The organism is Streptococcus cristatus (genome assembly GCF_008369405.1).
Lineage (GTDB): Bacteria > Bacillota > Bacilli > Lactobacillales > Streptococcaceae > Streptococcus > Streptococcus cristatus_G.
In genome coordinates, this window is sequence record NZ_VSJJ01000005.1 from 85,483 (window position 1) to 105,379 (window position 19,897).

A 19,897-nucleotide genomic window follows, 5' to 3' on the forward strand; every position below is an offset into this window, starting at 1 on the left:
CCTATACTTCTACTCCAAAAATAGGGATTAACAACATCAGAATGGCAGGAAGTCCGTTATTTATCATGTGAACTGCAATACTGACTTCCAAACGCCGAGTTCGATAAGCCAGCAAGGTCAAAATCACAGAAGAACCGCCATAAATTACAAAAGACATGATATTGGTTGGGCCATGAAAAAGCGCAAAGAGCAGCCCGCCTATGATATAGCCCCAGCTTTCATAGCCTTTAAAGATTTTTAGAGGAATGATGCCACGGAAAATAATTTCTTCTGCGATAGGCGCTAAAACTCCAAGCATGATGGGCAACGAAATCATATCTCCTCTTCGGAACTCCTCCATCAAAGATGCCTGATTAGCCGTTGTCACTTCTCCATGCAGCCACCGGAGTAATACCGTCCCAAGGACAGATATGAGCAACATGCTTAAGAGGCCTAGAGCAATTCGCTTCCCGTCTCCTTGTTGAAAGATTTTTCCAGACTGAGATAAGATTCCAGCCTTCTTTGCTACCACGACAAAGACCAGCAAAGTGAGGAAAATCAGCAAAATACCAAGACCAAGGCTCCACTGTTTGGGAAATTGATAAGTTATTGCTAGCTGCTGAATCAGCATAGGGAGGACATACAAGGCCAAGGCTAAAAAAGCGCAGCCAACCCAGATCAATCGTTTCCACCAAGTCATTCTTCATCCTCCAATTCCTGATCGAGCTTTGCCTGACCTTTGCCGTTTAGGTAAAGACTGATCTTGTCCATGGTCAAGCTTCCAAGCATAAACAGTACCATTGCAAGAGCCAGCTTGAGCAGATACAAAAGGCTCAACATGCTAGCCAGACTTTCTCGCTGACCCAAGAAATCAATACCCATAACGATGAAAGCAAAGACGACTCCACCGCCAAAACGCTCTGGCCATTTTTCCTCTCTCACCATATCACGAACATCAATCCCTAGACTTAAGCGACGAAGCAAGGCATATAGACCTACCAGGGTAAGCAGAATACCTTCTGGCAGATAGGCCAGCAAGCTTAGATGGAGGACATAGGCTTTGAAAAACACAGAGATAGCCAAGAAAAGAAACATTCCTAGCACTAGTTCTCCCGCAACTTTGCCGTCCAATTTCTCTGTTCGTTCATCTTTTATAACAGGCTGCTTCTTCATTTTCTTTCTCACTTTCTTATTTATAAGTTGAAGATTCATTGATTCTAATTCTCATCATTTTCTAGTTCTTGGTCTAATAAAACCTGTCTCTTCTGATAAAAATAATTGACTCCCTTGTCTAAAATACTAGAGAGAACCAGTATCAGCGCAATAATAAAAATAAATTGTAAAAATGGATGATGGCGAAAGAATGGTCGAATAGCTGAATTTCCACCTAACATCTGAACAGCCACGATTACAATCGCTAAGATAGCTCCGTTAGCCAAACGACTTCTGAGTGTGCGAACACTACTAGTTGGATGATGGCGTCTGATGTCTAGACCCAGCTGCCAGCTCCGAATTCCTGCATATAGCTCCATCCCTAAAATAATCAAGATTTCTGGTAAGTAGCCTTCTACTGGCACATGCCAAATCATGATTTTGATAAAAATAGAAATAACGAGCAAAATGATCGCAAAAAATGCAACTTCATTGCCTAATTTTCGTTCAAGTTGTAGAGTCCGCTCGTCTGTATAGACTTTTTGTGGTTTGTCTTTCATTTTCTTACTCACTTTCTTACTATTCTTCCCAAAACAATTGATCCAACGTTTTATTGAGGCATTTACAAATGGCCAAGCATAGACTAAGGCTGGGATTGTACTTGCCTGCCTCAATCAGGCCTATGGTCTGACGGGTCACGCCAATAGCATCAGCCAAGTCACCTTGGGTCATGTCATGCTCAACCCGTGCCATCTTGAGCTTAAGATTTTTTGCCATGGTCACCATCCTTATCGTCATTTTTTTGCCCGCCTATGGTGTAGAAAGTACAGCCGAGGGCAACATCAGCACAAGCGAGTATGATAAAGGTTTGATTCTTCCGAATCATGCCCACAACTAGTAAAATTGTGACTGATACAAGACAAATAAGCAGTATAAGCAGATCATTCACTTTTTTATTCATATCTACGCTCCTTTCATTTTCATAAGTACATTATACAATATATTTTAAATAATGCAATATATAAATTACATTTTGTTTTTTATTTTGTACAAAAAAAGATTGGGATTTTCCCAATCTTGTAATATCTAGTTCCATTAATCTTTCTTAAGGCTGCCTGAGCGAGTCTGAGTACGGGCGTAGGCTAGTAAGAGCAAGGTTCCTGCTACGGCAACTGTCACTCCATTGGAAAGAGTTGCTACAAATCCTTGCACAAAGACCTTATTAACTGGCTCGCTATAAATCAAGATATCGCCAATCGGAGCGATCAAGAGCCAGACAAAAGCATTAGCCAACAGCTGGAAGATATTGAAGTTGACGATGTCCTTCACTTCAAAAACGCCTTCTGCTGCACGAATGCGATTTTTAAACAAACCAAGAATGAAACCAAAGAAGGCACTAGCGATAATCCATGACCACCAGAGACCGTAGCCAGCCATAGCATCTTTGATAACGTGACCAATCAAGCCCATCAGGAAACCGACAAAAGGGCCGAAAACGACACTAAAGAGAGCCTGAACCGCATATTGCAACTGAATACTAGTATTTGGGACAGGTGTTGGAATGCTAATCATTCCGATAACTACAAAAAGTGCAGCTCCAATCCCCGTTGCAACGACTTCTTTAATGGTAAACTTTGTATCTAACAATTTCTTTTTCATAATGTTCTCCTTTAATTTTCTATACGTTTAATCTCAATATGCCATTGAGCACCAACACCGACATTGTAAGCTTTGGCAAAGGAACCTTGGTTAATAGCCAAGCCCACCCGATAAAGGGAATTGATGTATAAAATCGGCTGACCAATACGAACATCCGCAAAAGACTTGCCATAGGTCACTTGGTTTTGATAAACCAGCATGTCATTGTTGTAAATGGTGACTTCAAAACGGTCGCCAAAATTGGGATCCAAGGTGCAGAATTCCTCACGCGTAATCGAAGTCCAAAGCGAGCCAAAGCGAACATCCAAAATATCAATGGCTCCGCTGACCAAATTATCCGCTAGTCTTGTTTCCACAACAGGGATTTCAACAATTTCTTCGACACTCAGTTCTGGGCCAACTTCCTCAAAACTGATATGGCCGCTAGCTAGCTTGGCACCTGTATAGGCATAGACATCCCGGCCATGGAAAGTATAAGAATGCTCGGTATTCTTCCGGCGATTGTTGACCTCAGAAATTTCACGAATGGCCACGATGCCGACATGCTTTTTGATAAAGGATAGCGTTCCATTATCAGGAGTTACGATATATTGGTTTTTGCTGGTCTTAGCAACTACGCTTTTTCGCTTGGAACCCACTCCCGGATCCACGACCGAGACAAAGGTCGTTCCCTCTGGCCAGTAATCTACCGTTTGAAAGAGACGATAACTACCCTCAAAGATATTGTAAGGGGTGATATCATGGGTCAAATGATGGATTTTCAGCGTTGGCGATTCCTCCAAAGCCACTCCAATCATAGCCGACACTGCTCCATCTACCAGACCGAAGTCCGACTGCAGCACTAATATGTTGTTCATCTTATTCCTCCCAGACCTTGAACCTGATATTCTCCAAGTCTTCTAATCTTACCAAAATTAGGCTCTTTCCGCTAGAGCTAGAGGCATAGGATTTTTTTATAACTGTCTATTTCTCAAAGATATAGCATGCAAGCTAGGGTATTTTTCTGGATCAAACTTATGCCAGAACAATTCCTCGAGTAAGCTAAGATAGTAAAGTCCGGCAGCTTTCATCTTGCTTAACTTTTTTATGACTGAAAATCAGCTTTTTCACTGCGTTTCTTTACTAGATATTGACCCAGCAGGCCACCGATTAAAGCACCTGCCACTACCATCACGATAAAACTAGCGATGGTCGGAAAATCCAACGGCAGCAAAATCCGATTGATGTATTCTGCTGTCTTACCACGCGCTACCAAGCTATCAATATAAGCTTGACGCGCTAGCCACATGAGGATAATAGGCCCCGAATTGACAAAAGAGAAACAAACAAAGGAAAGCAGATTCCAGAATTTATTTTCGTATTTGCCCAAGCCTGCAATCGTGTCCGCCAAGAGACCGAACACCAACCCCGGCAAACCAGCAATCATAAAATGACCAGACAGGAGGAAGAAACCTCCCATTATTAGGCCTACTAAGCTGATCGCTCCAAATTTCTTAATCTTACTTTGCAGCAACATATAAACGCTTCCGCCAAAAACTGCAGCAAAGACTGGAGCATAAAGCATATTGCCAGCATTGTCAAAAAAGTGGCCTACTAGTACTCCTAGTCCGACACAGAGAAAGTAGAGCAGAGCAAAGACTCCCGTCCATTTCAACTCTTTAAGTGTTAACGATGTCATCATCGATTCCTTTCTAATTCTGAAGTCAAAACTTCATAAAACTATTGATAGCTATATCCTTGATAAGTGAAAAGGCTCATTTCATGCCTTGCCATCCTTCCTGCAAAATGAGATTTTAGCAAGGTTTCCAGATCTAGCGTCCTTGATATGCTTGCTTCCCTCAGTACAGGCAAAATCCAGTGCTAGCAAGAAGTAATTTATTATGCTATTTTTCCATACTTATCTTTATTTATTATAGCATTATGAAAATAGAATGTAAATTAAATTTTCAGACTTTTCAAAGGATGATAGCCGACAAAAGGAGGCTGGGACAAAAGTCCTAGCCTCTCAATTGTCTTTGGTTTGTCGAGCAAGACGCAGTAGTTGAGTGGGCTCTATTACGCTGATTTCATCAGCTTTTACAGCCCTACTCAACTATGCGGAGGTGGGACAACGAAATCGAATTCTAACGAATTACCGATTTCTGTCCTACTCTCGTCTAGCGATGACTGATCTTTCTAGTTAGGAAATCTCCCAGAAACTGGATAAAGAAGATAAGAAGCAAGAGCAAAACAGTCGCTAAAATGGTCACGTCTTGGTTGAAACGTTGATAACCGTAGGCAATTGCTACGTTTCCAAGGCCGCCTGCACCGATCGCTCCTGCCATGGCTGTTTCCCCAACTAGCGAGATTAGGGTCACTGTTGTCACCCGAATCAAGTCTGGTAAGCCTTCACGCAAGTAAACACCGATGATATCCCATGAGTTAGCTCCAACTGCCTGCGCTGCTTCAATCACACCACGGTCTAATTCTGATAGAACTACCTGCACCTGACGGGCAAAGAAAGGAAAGACTGCCAAAGATAGCGGTACTAAAGCCGCTGTTGGCCCAATTCCTGTTCCCACAATCATCCGTGTGAAGGGATTGATCAAAGCTAGGAGGATGATAAAGGGAATCGCCCGAAAGATGGACGTGACCTTATCCAAGATGAAAAAGGCTGTTTTATTTTCTAAAATACCACCTGGCGCTGTCAATACTAGGAAAAGTCCAGCGATCAAGCCTAGAATGCCACCGATCAGGAAAGAAACAATCGTCATATAAAGGGTCAGATAAATCGCTGTTCCCCAGCCAGCCTGACCAGCCCAGCCCATCTTATAGACATTGGGCAAAAATGTTTTAATCAAGTCTACCAATCTAAATTCCTCCCTTAAGCACCTTTAATTCTACGCCAGCAGCTTGCAAATCGCTCTGAGCTGCCGCAAGATTTTCTGCATTTCCTGACAAAATAACCACCATCTCCCCGACTGGCACATGGTCTAAAATCTCAATGTTGGCATGTAAAATATTAGCTGAAACTTGATACTGCTTGTAGATATCGTTGATAATGGCTGTATCTGTCACCGTACCAGCATACTTCAAATGCGCCAAGACAGAATCCGCTGGCAGATCTTGCACAATCTTTTGTTGATTGATTTTAACCATCGCTTCAGTGATACCTGTTGCCGTTGTGATAAAGTCTTGGGTCAATTCGTTCTGTGGATTGGTAAAGATATCCAAAACCGAGCCTTCCTCGATCAATTTCCCATTCTGCATAACAGCTACACGATTAGCAATATCTTTGACAATCTGCATTTCGTGCGTGATCAGTACAATCGTCAGCCCCAACTTTTGATTCAAATCCTGAAGCAAGGCCAAAATTTGCTTGGTTGTTTTAGGATCCAATGCCGAAGTCGCTTCATCTGAAATCAAGATTTTCGGATCATTAGCCAAGGCTCTAGCAATCGCCACACGTTGTTTCTGACCGCCAGACAGCTGAGACGGATAATTATCCGCTCGATCTTCCAGACCAACCAGTTCTAAAAGTTTGCGAACCTTCTCCTCTTTTTCAGCAGCAGATAGGGAAGAGTGCTTCAAGGCAAATGCGACATTTTCCTTAGCCGTCATCTGGGCCATCAGATTGAAATGCTGGAAAATCATGCCAATATCCTTGCGCTTTTCCCGCAGTTGAGCCGCGTTCAGCTGGAATGTCCCCTTGTCGTATAGGACTGTCCCATCCACAGTGATGCGACCACCAGATGGCTTCTGCAGGAGGTTAATAACCCGCACTAAAGTTGACTTTCCGGCACCAGAATAACCCACGATACCGTAAATATCTCCCTGATTGATGTGAATGGTCACATCTTCAACCGCCTTGATGACACGATTTTTCTGCGTGAAAGTGACATCAATACGGTCTAATTTGATAATTTCATTGCTCATAACTTCTGATTAACTCCTTGATTAATTCAATATGGGTATAATAATCGGCAATCTTGACATTTTCATCGCCACCATGATCTCGACTGTTAGCATTTCCCAAGCCAAAGGCAGCCATCGGAACTTCTAAAGCCTCAAAGACTGTATGCATGGGGCCTGTTCCTGCCGATGTCGGAAGCACTGAGATGCCCTCTGGATAAAAATCCTTAGCCAGTTCAATCACATTCAGGATAGAAGGAGCACTCATATCGCTACGATAGCTCATTTCTCCCAATGTATAAGTTAATTCTACCCTATCATAGCCATTTTTGTCCAGTTGCTTGCGAATCTTGTCTAAGACATCATGAGGCTCTAAGCCTGGCACCAAGCGCACTTCCATCTTGGCAGATGCATATGCTGGGAGGATGGTTTTAACTCCTTGCCCCTGATAGCCCGAACCGAAGCCTTCAATGTTAATGGCTGGCTCAAAATAGAAGCGACGTAGAAATTCCTGCCTGTCCTCTTTCAAGACTGGAAGCTGGAGGCCGTAAATTTCCTTCAACTCTTCTGGTGTCTTCAGAGCGTACTGGGCAATCAAAGCCAACTCTCGCTCATTGGGCTCCTGTACTTGCTCATAGATGCCCTCCACCAAAATCCGACCGTCAGCACTACGCAGGCTAGAAATGGCATCCATCAAGTACCAAGAAGCTGAATTAATGATACCGCCATAGCTAGAATGGATATCGACTTCTGCACTACGAACAGACATATCAAAGGTGACAATGCCCTTATTTCCACCAGAAATTTCAAGCTGGCCTAGATTATTACGCGTGCCCTGCTCCCAGACCAGCAAATCTGCTCCCCGCAAATGTTTCTTATGCTTGGCCAGATATTTATCCAAGTCTGTTGAAGCCGACTCCTCTGCTCCCTCCATCATGAAAATGATATTGACTGGCAGCGAACCGTGCTCTCGGATATACTTACGCACCGCTGTCAAACGCGCCGTAATGTGTCCCTTGTCATCATCGACTCCGCGGCCATACATAACACCGTAGTGGACAGACAGAGTAAAGGGATCGTTGGTCCAAGGCTGGTCATTGTCGGCTGGTACCGTATCATAGTGGTTGTAGAAAATGATGGTCTTGGCCTCAGGATTGTCTGACTGAAACTCTGCCAATACAAAGGGAGCCGTGTAGCTGTCATCAATCATCACTTTAGCACCCGCAGCAGTGAAAATTTCTCCCAGATATGTAGCTACCTCCTTGAGCCCAATTTGCTGGGCAAAGATAGATTTTTTAGAAATCAAGGTCCGCAACACTTCAAAATAGTGTTGGGCCACCTCATCATTTTCAAACTTTTTAATTTGTTCACTCTCAGTTGAGAAAGGCATGTGTAACTCCTACTAATCGCATCTGTTTAAAGATGATCTGCTATGATTCACAAAAGAACAAAGACTTGCTGTCGTGTAAGTCTGTGACTCTGCGTTTTAATATTGCTAAGTCATCTCCGCTGATAAAAACTCTAACTAATAGCAGATAAAGGGCTGGAGAAATCCATTCCCCGCCCTTTCTATCTTCAATTATTTTCTATAAAATCTTACCAAACTGGTTGATCCATACCATCTGAAGACTCTTCGATGACTTTTTTAACTTCGTCAGTATGATAAGCCTTGATGATTTTCTTGATGGCATCTGCCTTGTCAGATTTTTCCCAATCTTTCTTAGCAGCAATCAAGTTGTACCAAAGTTTAGAATTTTCATCTGTCTTTTCTTTGTAAAGAGCGCTCTTGTAGTCAATACCAGCTTCACGAACGAAGGTATTGTTGACAACTGCTGCATCTACAGAAGTAAGAGAAGCTGCTGTTTGAGAAGCATCCAATTCAGAAATTTTCAAGTTTTTCTTGTTTTCTTTGATGTTGGCAACAGTCGCAAGTTTAGTTGAATCCACGTCCAACTTAATCAAACCAGCTGCTTGAAGAAGGTTCAAAGCACGACTTTCGTTTGTTGGGTCATTTGGTACGGCAATACTTCCGTTTTCTGGAATGTCTTTTACATCAGTATATTTGTTTTTGCCATCTTTAGTACCAGAGTAAAGACGGATTGGTGCGATATAAGTATCTGCTACAGAAACCAAATCAGCATTGTTTTCTTTATTCCAGTTTTCCAGGTAGTAGTAGTGCTGGAAGGCATTGATATCTACATCTCCGTCACGAACTGCTTGGTTAGGCTGAGAGTAGTCTGTAAATTGGGTAAAGTCCAATTTAACACCTGCTTTTTCCTTGTCAAGAATTTCCTGAACCTTGTTCCAACGTGCTTCTTCTGTATCGCTAAGGCTCATCACGCCGACTTTTACAGTGACTGTTGCACTGTCTGCTGACTTAGCGTCTTTAGATGTTGAAGACGAGCAAGCTGCCAAACCAAATGCTGCTACAGCTAAGAGTGCTGTTGCACCAAACCATTTTTTCAATTTCATGAGATAATCTCCTTATAAAATATATTTTTTTCTAGTGAAAGGGTTGTAAGTTATTTCCGATTGTTTTGGGCAAAGAAAATCAGAACTTACTTGATATCCTTGGCATCTGGCAAATAAGTGCCACCAAAGAATTCTTTTGATAATTTTTCAAGTGTGCCATCCTCGTAGAGTTCCTTGATCCGCTTGTTCATGAAGCTTTGAAGTTCTTCTTGTCCTGAAGCAAGAATCGGATAGACATACGGTTGTTGGTCGCTTGGAAGTTCAATCACTTCGACATTATCTAAACCTTGGTCTTTGATGATGGTATCTACCGTGATACGCTCAAAGATCTTGTAGTCTGAACGGCCATCGTTCAAATTAGCCAAGATTTGCTGGATTGTACCATCTGTATAGTTGATAGTTGTTGGGGTTGAACTGTGCTCTTCATTGTACTTTTCCAACTGCTTAGCTGTTGAAGTACCTTGAACAACCTCAGTAGACTTGCCTCCGATATCGTCCAGCGACTTGATATTCACTCCTTTACGAACCACCAAGACGGTTGGGTTTTTAGCGTAAGGGTTGGTATAGAGGTATTTACCAGCACGGTCTTCTGAATAACTGATGTTATTGGCACCGATTTGGTAGCGGTCGCTGTCCAAGCCAGAGAAAACAGAAGCCCATTTGGTTTTGTTGAAGTTGACTTCGTACTTTTCTGAACCTTTAAAGATTTCACGAAGCACTTCAATTTCGTAACCGGTTAGTTTTCCATCTTTATCCTCATAAGAGAAAGGCTTAGTTGTTCCAACCGTTCCGACTTCAATCGTCTTTTTCTTTGTAGTACTATCTTTACTTGCAGAAGACGAGCAGGCTACAAGCAGCCCAACTGCAAGACTTCCTACCACAGCAGTGGCAGTGTATTTCAATATCTTTTTAATATTCATATCTCTATCTCCTCCTAAAGAGCATGTTTCTATCATACCAAAAGTCGAAAATTCTGACCATTATATATTTTTTATCAAGGTGATAGATTTTCTTTATCACTGATTCGATTATTCAAACTATTTGAAAATATCGAAATCTTGTTTTTCTATGATAACAAAAGAAGAGAAGCTTGCCTAGTTCTTATTTTTTATGGAAGACTATAGTTATTTCTTATAGTGCTTGAGGAGAAAGAGGGCGTTTTCGACATAGTAAGGCACAGAGACCTGAAAGGCTGCATCGTCAATCGTCATGCTATCATGGTGAAGGTCAGGCGCATCTGCTGCACCATTTGAGCCGATAAAAGCAAAGACACCAGGGATTCTTTCTTGATAAAAGGCAAAGTCTTCGCCAGCTGAAGATGGCTGGGCAGGCAGTAGCTCCCCGATATTCTGAGAGTTTTCAAAAATAAGCTCGGCTAATTCTGGATCATTATAGGTCACTGGCGGAGTCTGATCCCAGACAATCGTGACCTTAGCACCGAAATTCTCCGCCGTATGCTCCACAATACGGATAAAATCTGCCTTCAAACGCTTTTGCAACTCAGGACTAAAACAACGAATCGTGCCTTCAAAAAAGCCATTTTGTGGCAGGACATTCCAAGTCGCCCCAGCCTCAATGTGGGTCACAGACAAAACAACTGGCTCAAAGGGCGAGACAGTCCGAGAAACCAGAGCTTGGAGATTTTGAATCATGCTGGTCAGAGTCAGCACCGTATCTACTCCCAAATCTGGCCGAGCCGCATGGCTGCTGACTCCCTCAACAGTCACCCTAAACTTTTCCACGCCTGCCATCATGGCTCCCTGCTTCAAGGCTATTTGCCCAGCTTTTAACTGGGGCATATTATGAAAACCGATAATCGCAACCACATCATCCAGCAAGCCAGTAGTCAGAACTTGACTGGCCCCCTGAGAGGTTTCCTCAGCTGGCTGAAAAATCAATCGAATACTTCCCTGTAAATCTTCTTCCATAGCCTTGAGCAACTCCGCCGCTCCCAAAAGACTAGTCTGATGAAAATCATGACCGCAGGCATGCATAACACCAGGATTTTGGCTAGCGTAAGGCAGACCTGTCTTCTCTAAAATGGGCAGGGCATCAATATCTGCCCTTAAAGCGATAACTGGTTCTCCTTGACCGATTTCAGCAATCAAGCCCGTCTCTAAGCCAGAAGCCAAAATTTTAATTCCTAAGTCTTGCAAATAACGGCTTAGAAAGGCTGTCGTTTCATACTCTTGGCCAGACAGCTCTGGATGCTGATGGAGATAATGACGCGTTTTTACTAATTTATCATAGAATTGTTTCATGGCAGGCTCCTTTACTCTACATATCTATCCTCCAGTATAGCACAAAGCTAGACTAGGAAACAAAAATAGAGAGCAGAATGAAGCATCCGCCCTCTCATTTTGCTATTAGGATATATCGCCTTCAAAAGCTCTAACGATGGATTCATAAGAATAATCACGCTCTAGAACCCATTTGCCATCTGTTTTGACGAATTTCAACTGATAATCGCGTTCTGGCGTAAGAAGAGGACGTGAATCCATTCCAGCCATCATGTCATTGGCATAGCTCTTATCGGTAGCTTTGTAGACGTCACTCAGACTTCCATATTCAGAACGATGCTTATCATAAAAATCTTGACGGTAGGTATACATGGTCTTATTTAGGCTGACCGTTCTCGGTTTGATCTTGATAACGATTGAATTTGGCATGTACTGGGCTACTGTGTAATCAATTTCTGAGCGTTTAGCATTACTTTTCACATAGGCATCAATGAAAGCATTGATTTCATCATCACTAAAGGGATAATCATGCAATTTACGTGTGAAATCTGCTGCAAAAGCTGCTCTATAATCTTTTTTATCTTGCTCCAAATCGCCACCTAAGACCAAATCGCCTTTGTCTTTAGAAGATTTTGTCTTTGCTTCTCCTCCCAAGAAAACAGCATTGAGGTAATCAGAAGCTAATTTCTTTGATTCGTCAACGTGATTAGGATATTTCGCAGGATCAACCTTTAGTTTGATAGCTTCTACTTTTTCATCCGAGCTATAGGTTTTCTTCTCATAGTGAAGTTCATATTTCTTGCCATCTTCAACCTTAAAGACCAGATTACCAGAAAGAGTTTTTCCTTCCGCTAAATCTTCATAGCTCAGTGTTTTGAAGTTTTCTTTGTCATCATAGACTCCGACTGGCTGGATTTTTTCACCCTCTGAATCATAAAAAGCAATATCTGAGGAGGAAATCATGATTTTATCATTTGTTTTATTCTTAATTTCCAAAGACAAGGCCAAGTATTTTGCATCAGCTGATCCGTTGCTTGGCATAATAAACTGACCTTCTTTAATCTGGATATCAACCTGCCCATTGCTGGCTGATTTTTTGACAGTCTTCTCCTGACTTGGCTTACCAGAATGTTTTTTATTTGGACTTGGAAGCAAGGCACAGGCTGTTAAACTCAGACCTGCCACAAGCAAGGCTGTGTATTTAAATACTTTTTTCATCATTGTCTCCTTAATTTCTTAATGCTGTGACTTTTCTATTTTATCATACTTGGCTAAACTGGTAAATAGCGTTCGAAATTACCAATATATAAATACATCTTTGCAATCGCTAGAATGACCAAGCAGATCAAATCTCTACTCCATAATAATATTTCTATGGAAAGAGCCACTTGATATGCGGAGCAAGTTGGGAAATTTCTTGATGAAGTTCATTGAAGCTAGTATTTTTCACATCAGCCAAGTCTAAAGGGACAGCACTCTCTTCTTGATTTTTAGGATAAAAATATAAAATTCGACTAGATCGATAGGTATCGTATTCAATTTGCTCAATCTCCTGCCACAAGAAATACTTCTCTCTTTTAGCAGATAAGCCTCTCAGCCTTATTCCTATCTCATCCATCTCTAAAATCGGTGGTTTATGATTCGAAATATAGCCTAGAACAAGCATAACAATAGCGGCTATTCCCATCCCCCAATAAAGCGGATTTAAGATATTGTTACTTTCTTCAGTAGTTTGCCTGCTTCTTTGGTCTTCCTTGCTGATAGGACTCCTATGAACCAGTTGATTGCTACTATTTTGACCTGTTGACTCAGGAGAGGCATCATTCATAGATACAGAAGTCATGATAAAAAAGATAGCAAAGAGTAAGACAAAGCCCATGGCATAAAATCCTGCTCCATCGCGCTGGTATACTTTCATTCTATTCCCATCCTTTCCAGATACATTTCCTATATGAGGATACCTTCCAAATGGTCCAATTCGTGCTGGCAGATTTGCGCTGGAAAATCCTCTAACGTGATGGTCCTTTTCAGCCAATTCTGATCCAGATATTCGACCGTGATTTTCTGATAACGAATGGTCGACCGACTGCCTGTCAAGGACAGACAGCCTTCTTCCGTTTCATAAGCCCCTGATTTTTGAAGGAGAACCGGATTAAACATGACCATGGGCAGCATGCCATACATAAAAATAATCACTTGCTTTTGGGAACCAATCATATTCGCTGCAAGTCCGACACAAGACTCTCTATGAGCCAACAAAGTATCCTGCAAATCCTGAGCCAAGAATAGATCAGCTTTCGTGGCAGGGACTGACTTTTGCTGTAAAAAGAAAGGATCTTTCACAATTGCTTTTTGCATCTTTCACCTCAAATGGAAGAGGCTGGATTCCCTATCTCAGCCTCCTTAGTTTATTTGAACACTCTCAACGCCTTCTTTACTTATTTTGCATAGCGTTCGCTAATATCTTTTGCGAGGACAAAATTTCCTAGTGTGGCTGAGCCATTTCCTGCGACAGCCGGTGTGACAATGTAGTCACGCACATCTGGCACTGGCAGATAACCATTGAGTAGGACAGTGAATTTCTCACGAACACGGTCCAACATGTGCTGCTGCGCCATCACACCACCACCGAAGACAATGACATCTGGACGGAAAGTCACCGTCGCTTGAATAGCTGCCTGCGCAATATAGTAAGCCTGAATATCCCAGACAGTACTATTGAGTTCGATGTTTTCACCACGCACACCTGTCCGCGCCTCTAAGCTAGGACCAGCCGCTAAACCTTCCAAACAGCCCTTGTGGAAAGGACAAACGCCATTAAAGCCTTTTTCCTCATCCATCGGGTGCTTAGCTACATAGTAGTGACCCATTTCTGGGTGACCTGTCCCCCCGACAAATTCACCACGTTGGATAGCACCAGCGCCAATCCCTGTTCCAATCGTATAATAAACCAGATTTTCAACGCGACCACCAGCATTGTTACGGGCTACAACTTCACCATAGGCAGAACTGTTGACATCTGTCGTAAAGTAGATTGGCACATTCAAAGCACGACGAAGCGCTCCCACAATGTCTACATTTGCCCAATGTGGTTTTGGAGTTGTTGTGATGTAGCCATATGTTTTTGAATTAGGATCAATATCAATAGGACCGAAAGAGCCGACTGCCAGACCAGCTAGATTGTCAAAACGAGAGAAGAACTCAATTGTTTTATCCAGTGTCTCAATCGGTGTAGTCGTAGGAAATTGTGTCTTTTCTACAACATTAAAATTTTCATCGCCCACAGCACAGATAAATTTCGTTCCACCAGCTTCTAAACTTCCGTACAATTTTGTCATTTCAAACACCTCTTGTATTCTTTGTATTCCATTATAGCATATTTCCATATTGGAAATGGCTCTATATTTTAGATTTTCCTCTGTAAATCTTAGCACTCAAGTAAAAAGAGAGTGGGACAGAAATCGGTCATTCGTTAGAATTCGATTTCGTCGTCCCACCTCCGCACAGTTGAGTAGGGTTGTAAAAGCTGATGAAACCAGCCTAGTAGAGTCCACTCAACCACTGCGTCTTGCTCGACAATCCAAAGAAAATTGAGAGGCTAGGACTTTTGTCCCAGCCTCTTTCCTTTGTTGACTTTCTCTAGCTATGATTAAGCTTTTACTTCAATAATCGCATCGCCTTTGGCTACTGTACCTGTCGCAACTGGCGTTACAGAAGCGTAGTCAGCTGTATTGGTCACGATGATCATGGTCGTATCATCCAGACCAGCTGCTGCGATTTTAGCTGAATCAAAAGTTCCAAGAACATCGCCAGCTTTAACTTTAGAGCCTTGAGAAACTTTTTGATCAAAGCCTTCGCCATTCATAGACACTGTGTCAATACCAACGTGGATAAGGATTTCAGCACCATTAGCTGTCTTCAAACCATAGGCATGGCCTGTCGCAAAAGCAATCGTCACTTCTGCATCAGCTGGGGCGTAAACAACACCTTCAGTTGGTTTGATCGCAATCCCTTGACCCATTGCACCACTTGCAAAGACTGGATCATTAACATCAGCTAAAGCAACTGCTTGACCAACGATAGGAGCAACAATAGTTTCATCTTGAAGAGCTGCCGGAACATTGCCAGTTGTTTCTTCTTCGACTAATTTTTCAGTTTCAGCTTTTTCTTCAGCAGTTTCTTCGTCTTTGTATCCGAACATATAAGTCAGAACAAAACTCAAACCAGTTGTCAGAACAACCATAAAGATATATTGCAACAATTGACCATTCAGGTAAAGGAGTGTACCTGGAATAATTGTGATACCGAAACTTGTACCTGCAAGCCCCATAATAGAAGCTAACCAACCACCAACAGCACCAGCACCTAGTCCAATCACAAACGGTTTAACAAAGCGCAAGTTAACACCGAAGATAGCTGGCTCAGTAATACCCAATCCTGCAGAAAGTGCTGCTGGGAATGCAAGAGCCTTGAGTTTTTTAGATTTTGTCTTCACAGCTACAGCCAAAGTCGCACCAGCCTGAGCTGTCATAGCAGCAGTGATAATCGCATTAAATGGATCTTTCCCAGTTTGAGATACCAACTGAGATTCCAGTAAGTTGAAGATGTGGTGAACACCGGTTACGACAATCAATTGATGAACTGCACCGATAATCAAACCAGCAAGACCAAACGGAAGGCTAAGAAGGAACTCTGTACCATTCAAAACATATGACTCAACAATGTGGAAGACTGGACCAATCACAAAGAGTCCCAAAATGGACATTACAAGGAAAGTAAGGAATGGAACAAGAAGAAGGTCCAAGACATCTGGAATTTTCTTGTGCAGCCATTTTTCAAATTTCGCACCAAACAAACCTACAAAGAAGGCAGGAAGCACAGAGTTTTGGTAGCCAACTACTGGAATAAAACCAAAGAAGTAAATTGGATGAGCTTTTGTTGCTGTAACTTCGCTAGTGAATTTCAAACTTCCAAGAACATCCATATTAGCAATTTTGTCTAAAATATCCTTAGAAGGATCAACAGCAAATTTAGTAGCCTGACCAGCTACATCCCAAGCATTTGGAAGCGCTGAGTTAACCATCATTAGACCAAGAACCAAACCAATGATTGGGTTCCCGCCAAAGACTCTAAAAGCTGACCAGCAAATCAAAGCTGGGAAGAAAGCGAAGGCTGTATCAGTTAATACTACTGTATAAGTGTAGAAGTCAGTCGATTTGAAAGCATCCGCTGTGGTACCAAATAAAGATAAAACTTGATCCTGAGCAATTGCTCCGCGAACTCCCATGAAAAGACCTGTCGCAACAATAGCTGGAAGAATTGGCACAAATACGTCACCGAAAGTACGGATGGCACGTTGGAACCAGTTCCCTTGCTTAGCAGCTTCAGCTTTCATGTCATCTTTTGATGAAGTTGGTAAACCTAAGGCTACAACTTCGTCATAAATCTTATTAACCGTACCAGTACCAAAAATGATTTGATATTGGCCTGAGTTAAAGAAAGCTCCCTGAACTTTTTCTAGGTTCTCGACAGTATTTTTGTCGATTTTACCTTCATCTTTAACCATGACGCGCAGACGAGTCGCACAGTGGGCTACACTGTTAACGTTCTCACGTCCACCCAAGGCTTCGATGACCTTTTTTGCAATTTCAGTATTATTCATTTGCAAAAATCTCCTTATAAAAATATTGTAAAACTTTTTGAAAGCGATTTTATCACCTTTACGAATATTATTTTACCATGATTCAAAAATATGTCAAGCGTTTTACAGAAAAAATATTTTTTCACAGTTAAAGGTTGATTTTTAAGCAGGAAACGTTTACTATAGTAATAAGAAATAATATGATTTGGAGGACAAAAGATTGGCTTGGACGACTGAAAAACGCTACAAACGTTATGAAGACTGGACTCAGGAAGAGATGCAGCAGATCAAAGAAAACATGGCTAAATCTCCTTGGCGGGCCAGCTATCACGTGGAGCCTCAAACTGGTCTGCTCAATGACCCCAATGGCTTTTCTTACTTTGACGGCAAGTGGGTGGTGTTTTATCAAAACTTTCCTTTCGGAGCAGCTCACGGTCTCAAGTGCTGGGTTCAGATGGAAAGCGATGACTTAGTCCACTTCACCGAAACTGGTCTTCGAGTGCTGCCAGATACTGCTCTGGACAGCCACGGTGCCTACTCTGGCTCTGCCATGCAGTTTGACGACAAGCTCTTTCTCTTCTACACTGGTAATGTTCGTGATGAGAATTGGGTACGCCATCCTTATCAAATCGGTGCCCTGTTGGATAAATCGGGCAATCTTGAAAAAATTGACAAGGTCTTGATTGAGCAGCCTGCTGAAGCGACCGACCACTTTCGTGATCCGCAGATTTTCAACCACAAAGGGCAATTCTATGCCATTGTCGGCGGGCAAAATCTGGATAAGCAAGGCTATGTCAAGCTTTACAAGGCTATCAATAATGACTATACCAACTGGGAAGTCGTCGGTGATTTAGACTTTGCTAATGACAAGACGGCCTACATGATGGAGTGTCCTAATCTAGTCTTTATCAAAGACCAACCAGTCCTGCTCTATTGCCCTCAAGGCTTGTCTAAGGACGTACTGGATTATGGCAACATTTATCCAAATATGTATAAAATAGGTCAATCGTTTGACACAAACAAAGCTGGTATGACTGATCCTAGCCCTATCCAAAACCTGGACTACGGCTTCGACTGCTACGCCACCCAAGCCTTCAACGCACCTGACGGTCGCGCACTGGCTGTCAGCTGGCTAGGCTTGCCTGATGTGGAATACCCATCTGATCGCTTCGACCATCAAGGGGCCTTATCCCTCGTCAAGGAATTAACCCTGAAAGACGGTAAGCTCTACCAATACCCAGTCCCAGCAATCAAGGACTTGCGAGCAGAGGCTCAGCCTTTTACTGCTTTGGCAGAAAGCAAGAACAGCTACGAACTAGAGCTGAATCTCGCTGCAGACACCGAACACGAAATCGTCCTCTTTGCAGACAAGGATGGCAAGGGCCTACACATCAACTTTGACCTCAAGGCAGGACAAGTGACTGTTGACCGTAGTCAGACGGGCGAGCCATTCGCACTGGACTTCGGAACCAGCCGAAGCTGCAATATTGACAAAGAAGCAACAAGTGCTACTATCTTCATCGATAAATCGATTTTTGAAATTTTCATCAATAAAGGAGAAAAAGTATTTTCCGGCCGTGTCTTCCCGAGAGAAGACCAGACAGGCATTGCTATTACCAAGGGCAATCCAACCGGTACTTACTATGAATTAGAATATGGTCGCAAAGCTAACTGATGTAGCAAAACTAGCAGGAGTCAGCCCCACAACTGTTTCCCGCGTCATCAACAGAAAAGGCTACTTGTCTGACAAAACGATTTCTAAAGTTGAAGCAGCCATGCGGGAATTAGCCTACAAACCCAACAATCTGGCGCGGAGTCTCCAAGGAAAATCAGCCAAGCTAATTGGACTTATTTTCCCTAATATCAGCAATGTCTTTTACGCAGAATTGATTGGCAAGTTGGAGCATGAGCTCTTTAAACAGGGCTATAAAACCATCATCTGTAATAGTGAGCATGACTCTGACAAGGAGCGTGAATACCTTGAGATGCTGGAAGCCAATCAGGTGGACGGCATCATTTCTGGCAGCCACAATCTAGGCATCGAGGACTACAATCGCGTGACCGCACCAATCATTGCCTTTGACCGCAATCTTTCGCCGGATATCCCTGTTGTCTCCTCAGACAACTATGGCGGCGGGGTGCTGGCGGCTCAGACCTTGGTCAAGGCTGGCGCTCAAAACATCATTATGATTACTGGCAATGACAATTCCAACTCGCCGACCGGCCTGCGCCATGCTGGCTTTGCCTCTGTCCTACCAGACGCTCCTATTATCAATGTGTCTAGCGACTTTTCTCCAGTCCGAAAGGAAATGGAAATCAAGCACATTTTGACCCACAAGAAGCCAGATGCCATCTTCGCTTCAGATGATTTGACAGCCATTTTAGTCATGAAGGTCGCTCAGGAGCTAGACATCCAGATTCCTGAAGATCTAAAAATCATCGGCTACGACGGCACCTACTTTGTGGAGAACTATTATCCTCAACTAGCGACTATTAAACAGCCACTGAAAGAAATTGCCAAACTTCTGGTCGATTTACTGCTACAAAAAATTGACAAGCAAGAAGTCACAACGACTGGCTACTTCCTGCCAGTGAACCTCTTGCCAGGCAAGAGTGTGTAATTTTCATTCAACCCCTACTAAATAAGAAAATGGAGTTTGGGACAAAAAGATTTCAATTTTTAAAAATCTTAATTATTAAGCCCTTCAAATCTATAATTAAATGCGAAAAGCGAACAAAGCAGAATTCTGATTACCAGAAAACTAGTTTTGTTCGCTTTTTATATTTGAGGTCGGACTTTTGTCCCAGACTCCTCAATTGTCTTTGGATTGTCGAGCAAGACGCAGTGGTTGAGTGGGCTCTA

The 19,897-nt window shown here is 42.6% G+C and carries 21 protein-coding genes; 2 read left to right on the top strand and 19 right to left on the bottom strand.

What is annotated here, in order from left to right; genetic code table 11:
* Position 1: 1 nt before the first annotated feature.
* From FXF62_RS05865 to FXF62_RS05965, 19 genes are all read right to left on the bottom strand, one after another.
* A complete protein-coding gene (locus tag FXF62_RS05865; RefSeq protein WP_149518031.1) occupies positions 2 to 679 on the bottom strand; it encodes a CPBP family intramembrane glutamic endopeptidase in 678 nt (225 codons plus the stop codon).
* Positions 676 to 1,152, bottom strand: a complete 477-nt coding sequence (locus FXF62_RS05870; protein ID WP_149518032.1) for a DUF6773 family protein — start codon at positions 1,150 to 1,152, stop codon at positions 676 to 678. Before FXF62_RS05870 ends, FXF62_RS05865 begins: the two co-directional genes overlap by 4 nt.
* Before the next feature lie 44 nt (positions 1,153 to 1,196).
* Positions 1,197 to 1,691 (bottom strand): DUF6773 family protein, encoded by a 495-nt coding sequence (locus FXF62_RS05875; protein WP_149518033.1) that lies wholly within the window; start codon positions 1,689 to 1,691, stop codon positions 1,197 to 1,199.
* A gap of 19 nt (positions 1,692 to 1,710) precedes the next feature.
* Positions 1,711 to 1,908 carry a helix-turn-helix transcriptional regulator gene (locus FXF62_RS05880; RefSeq protein WP_015605663.1) on the bottom strand — a complete coding sequence of 66 codons (198 nt, stop codon included), beginning with the start codon at positions 1,906 to 1,908 and terminating at the stop codon, positions 1,711 to 1,713.
* Positions 1,892 to 2,092, bottom strand: coding sequence for a potassium transporter (locus FXF62_RS05885; RefSeq protein WP_149518034.1), 201 nt, complete (start codon positions 2,090 to 2,092; stop codon positions 1,892 to 1,894). The genes FXF62_RS05880 and FXF62_RS05885 overlap by 17 nt, the downstream gene beginning before the upstream one ends.
* A gap of 134 nt (positions 2,093 to 2,226) precedes the next feature.
* Positions 2,227 to 2,790, bottom strand: coding sequence for an ECF-type riboflavin transporter substrate-binding protein (locus FXF62_RS05890; RefSeq protein WP_125378885.1), 564 nt, complete (start codon positions 2,788 to 2,790; stop codon positions 2,227 to 2,229).
* Between the two features lie 11 nt (positions 2,791 to 2,801).
* Positions 2,802 to 3,647, bottom strand: a complete 846-nt coding sequence (locus FXF62_RS05895; protein ID WP_149518035.1) for an SAM hydrolase/SAM-dependent halogenase family protein — start codon at positions 3,645 to 3,647, stop codon at positions 2,802 to 2,804.
* A 227-nt stretch (positions 3,648 to 3,874) separates the two neighbouring features.
* Entirely contained in the window at positions 3,875 to 4,468 is a 594-nt protein-coding gene (locus tag FXF62_RS05900; protein ID WP_149518085.1) for an MptD family putative ECF transporter S component, read from the bottom strand.
* A gap of 478 nt (positions 4,469 to 4,946) precedes the next feature.
* Entirely contained in the window at positions 4,947 to 5,639 is a 693-nt protein-coding gene (locus FXF62_RS05910; protein WP_149518036.1) for a methionine ABC transporter permease, read from the bottom strand.
* Position 5,640: 1 nt separating this feature from the next.
* Entirely contained in the window at positions 5,641 to 6,705 is a 1,065-nt protein-coding gene (locus tag FXF62_RS05915) for a methionine ABC transporter ATP-binding protein (RefSeq protein ID WP_149518037.1), read from the bottom strand.
* Complete coding sequence (locus tag FXF62_RS05920) at positions 6,695 to 8,071, bottom strand: M20/M25/M40 family metallo-hydrolase (RefSeq protein ID WP_149518038.1); 1,377 nt, start codon at positions 8,069 to 8,071, stop codon at positions 6,695 to 6,697. The genes FXF62_RS05915 and FXF62_RS05920 overlap by 11 nt, the downstream gene beginning before the upstream one ends.
* Before the next feature lie 206 nt (positions 8,072 to 8,277).
* Positions 8,278 to 9,153, bottom strand: coding sequence for a MetQ/NlpA family ABC transporter substrate-binding protein (locus tag FXF62_RS05925; protein WP_149518039.1), 876 nt, complete (start codon positions 9,151 to 9,153; stop codon positions 8,278 to 8,280).
* Positions 9,154 to 9,239: 86 nt separating this feature from the next.
* A complete protein-coding gene (locus FXF62_RS05930) occupies positions 9,240 to 10,073 on the bottom strand; it encodes a transporter substrate-binding domain-containing protein (RefSeq protein ID WP_149518040.1) in 834 nt (277 codons plus the stop codon).
* 204 nt (positions 10,074 to 10,277) lie between these two features.
* A complete protein-coding gene (locus tag FXF62_RS05935) occupies positions 10,278 to 11,414 on the bottom strand; it encodes an amidohydrolase (protein WP_149518041.1) in 1,137 nt (378 codons plus the stop codon).
* Positions 11,415 to 11,519: 105 nt separating this feature from the next.
* Entirely contained in the window at positions 11,520 to 12,614 is a 1,095-nt protein-coding gene (locus FXF62_RS05940) for a DUF4352 domain-containing protein (protein WP_187984245.1), read from the bottom strand.
* 151 nt (positions 12,615 to 12,765) lie between these two features.
* The gene (locus tag FXF62_RS05945) at positions 12,766 to 13,311 is read right to left on the bottom strand and encodes a hypothetical protein (RefSeq protein ID WP_149518042.1); all 546 of its coding nucleotides are present in this window, start codon (positions 13,309 to 13,311) and stop codon (positions 12,766 to 12,768) included.
* A 29-nt stretch (positions 13,312 to 13,340) separates the two neighbouring features.
* On the bottom strand, positions 13,341 to 13,751 hold the full coding sequence (locus FXF62_RS05950) for a peptide deformylase (protein ID WP_149518043.1): 411 nt from the start codon (positions 13,749 to 13,751) through the stop codon (positions 13,341 to 13,343).
* Positions 13,752 to 13,831: 80 nt separating this feature from the next.
* Positions 13,832 to 14,731 (bottom strand): fructokinase ScrK, encoded by a 900-nt coding sequence (gene scrK, locus FXF62_RS05955; RefSeq protein ID WP_149518044.1) that lies wholly within the window; start codon positions 14,729 to 14,731, stop codon positions 13,832 to 13,834.
* A gap of 311 nt (positions 14,732 to 15,042) precedes the next feature.
* The gene (locus tag FXF62_RS05965) at positions 15,043 to 17,055 is read right to left on the bottom strand and encodes a sucrose-specific PTS transporter subunit IIBC (RefSeq protein WP_149518045.1); all 2,013 of its coding nucleotides are present in this window, start codon (positions 17,053 to 17,055) and stop codon (positions 15,043 to 15,045) included.
* Positions 17,056 to 17,254: 199 nt separating this feature from the next.
* On the opposite strand from FXF62_RS05965, the gene FXF62_RS05975 reads away from it, so the two are divergent.
* Together FXF62_RS05975 and FXF62_RS05980 are read left to right on the top strand one after the other, a co-directional pair.
* Positions 17,255 to 18,709: a sucrose-6-phosphate hydrolase gene (locus tag FXF62_RS05975; RefSeq protein ID WP_149518046.1), complete on the top strand. Its 1,455-nt coding sequence runs from the start codon at positions 17,255 to 17,257 to the stop codon at positions 18,707 to 18,709.
* Positions 18,690 to 19,655 carry a LacI family DNA-binding transcriptional regulator gene (locus FXF62_RS05980; RefSeq protein WP_149518047.1) on the top strand — a complete coding sequence of 322 codons (966 nt, stop codon included), beginning with the start codon at positions 18,690 to 18,692 and terminating at the stop codon, positions 19,653 to 19,655. The genes FXF62_RS05975 and FXF62_RS05980 overlap by 20 nt, the downstream gene beginning before the upstream one ends.
* The last annotated feature ends 242 nt before the right edge of the window (positions 19,656 to 19,897 follow it).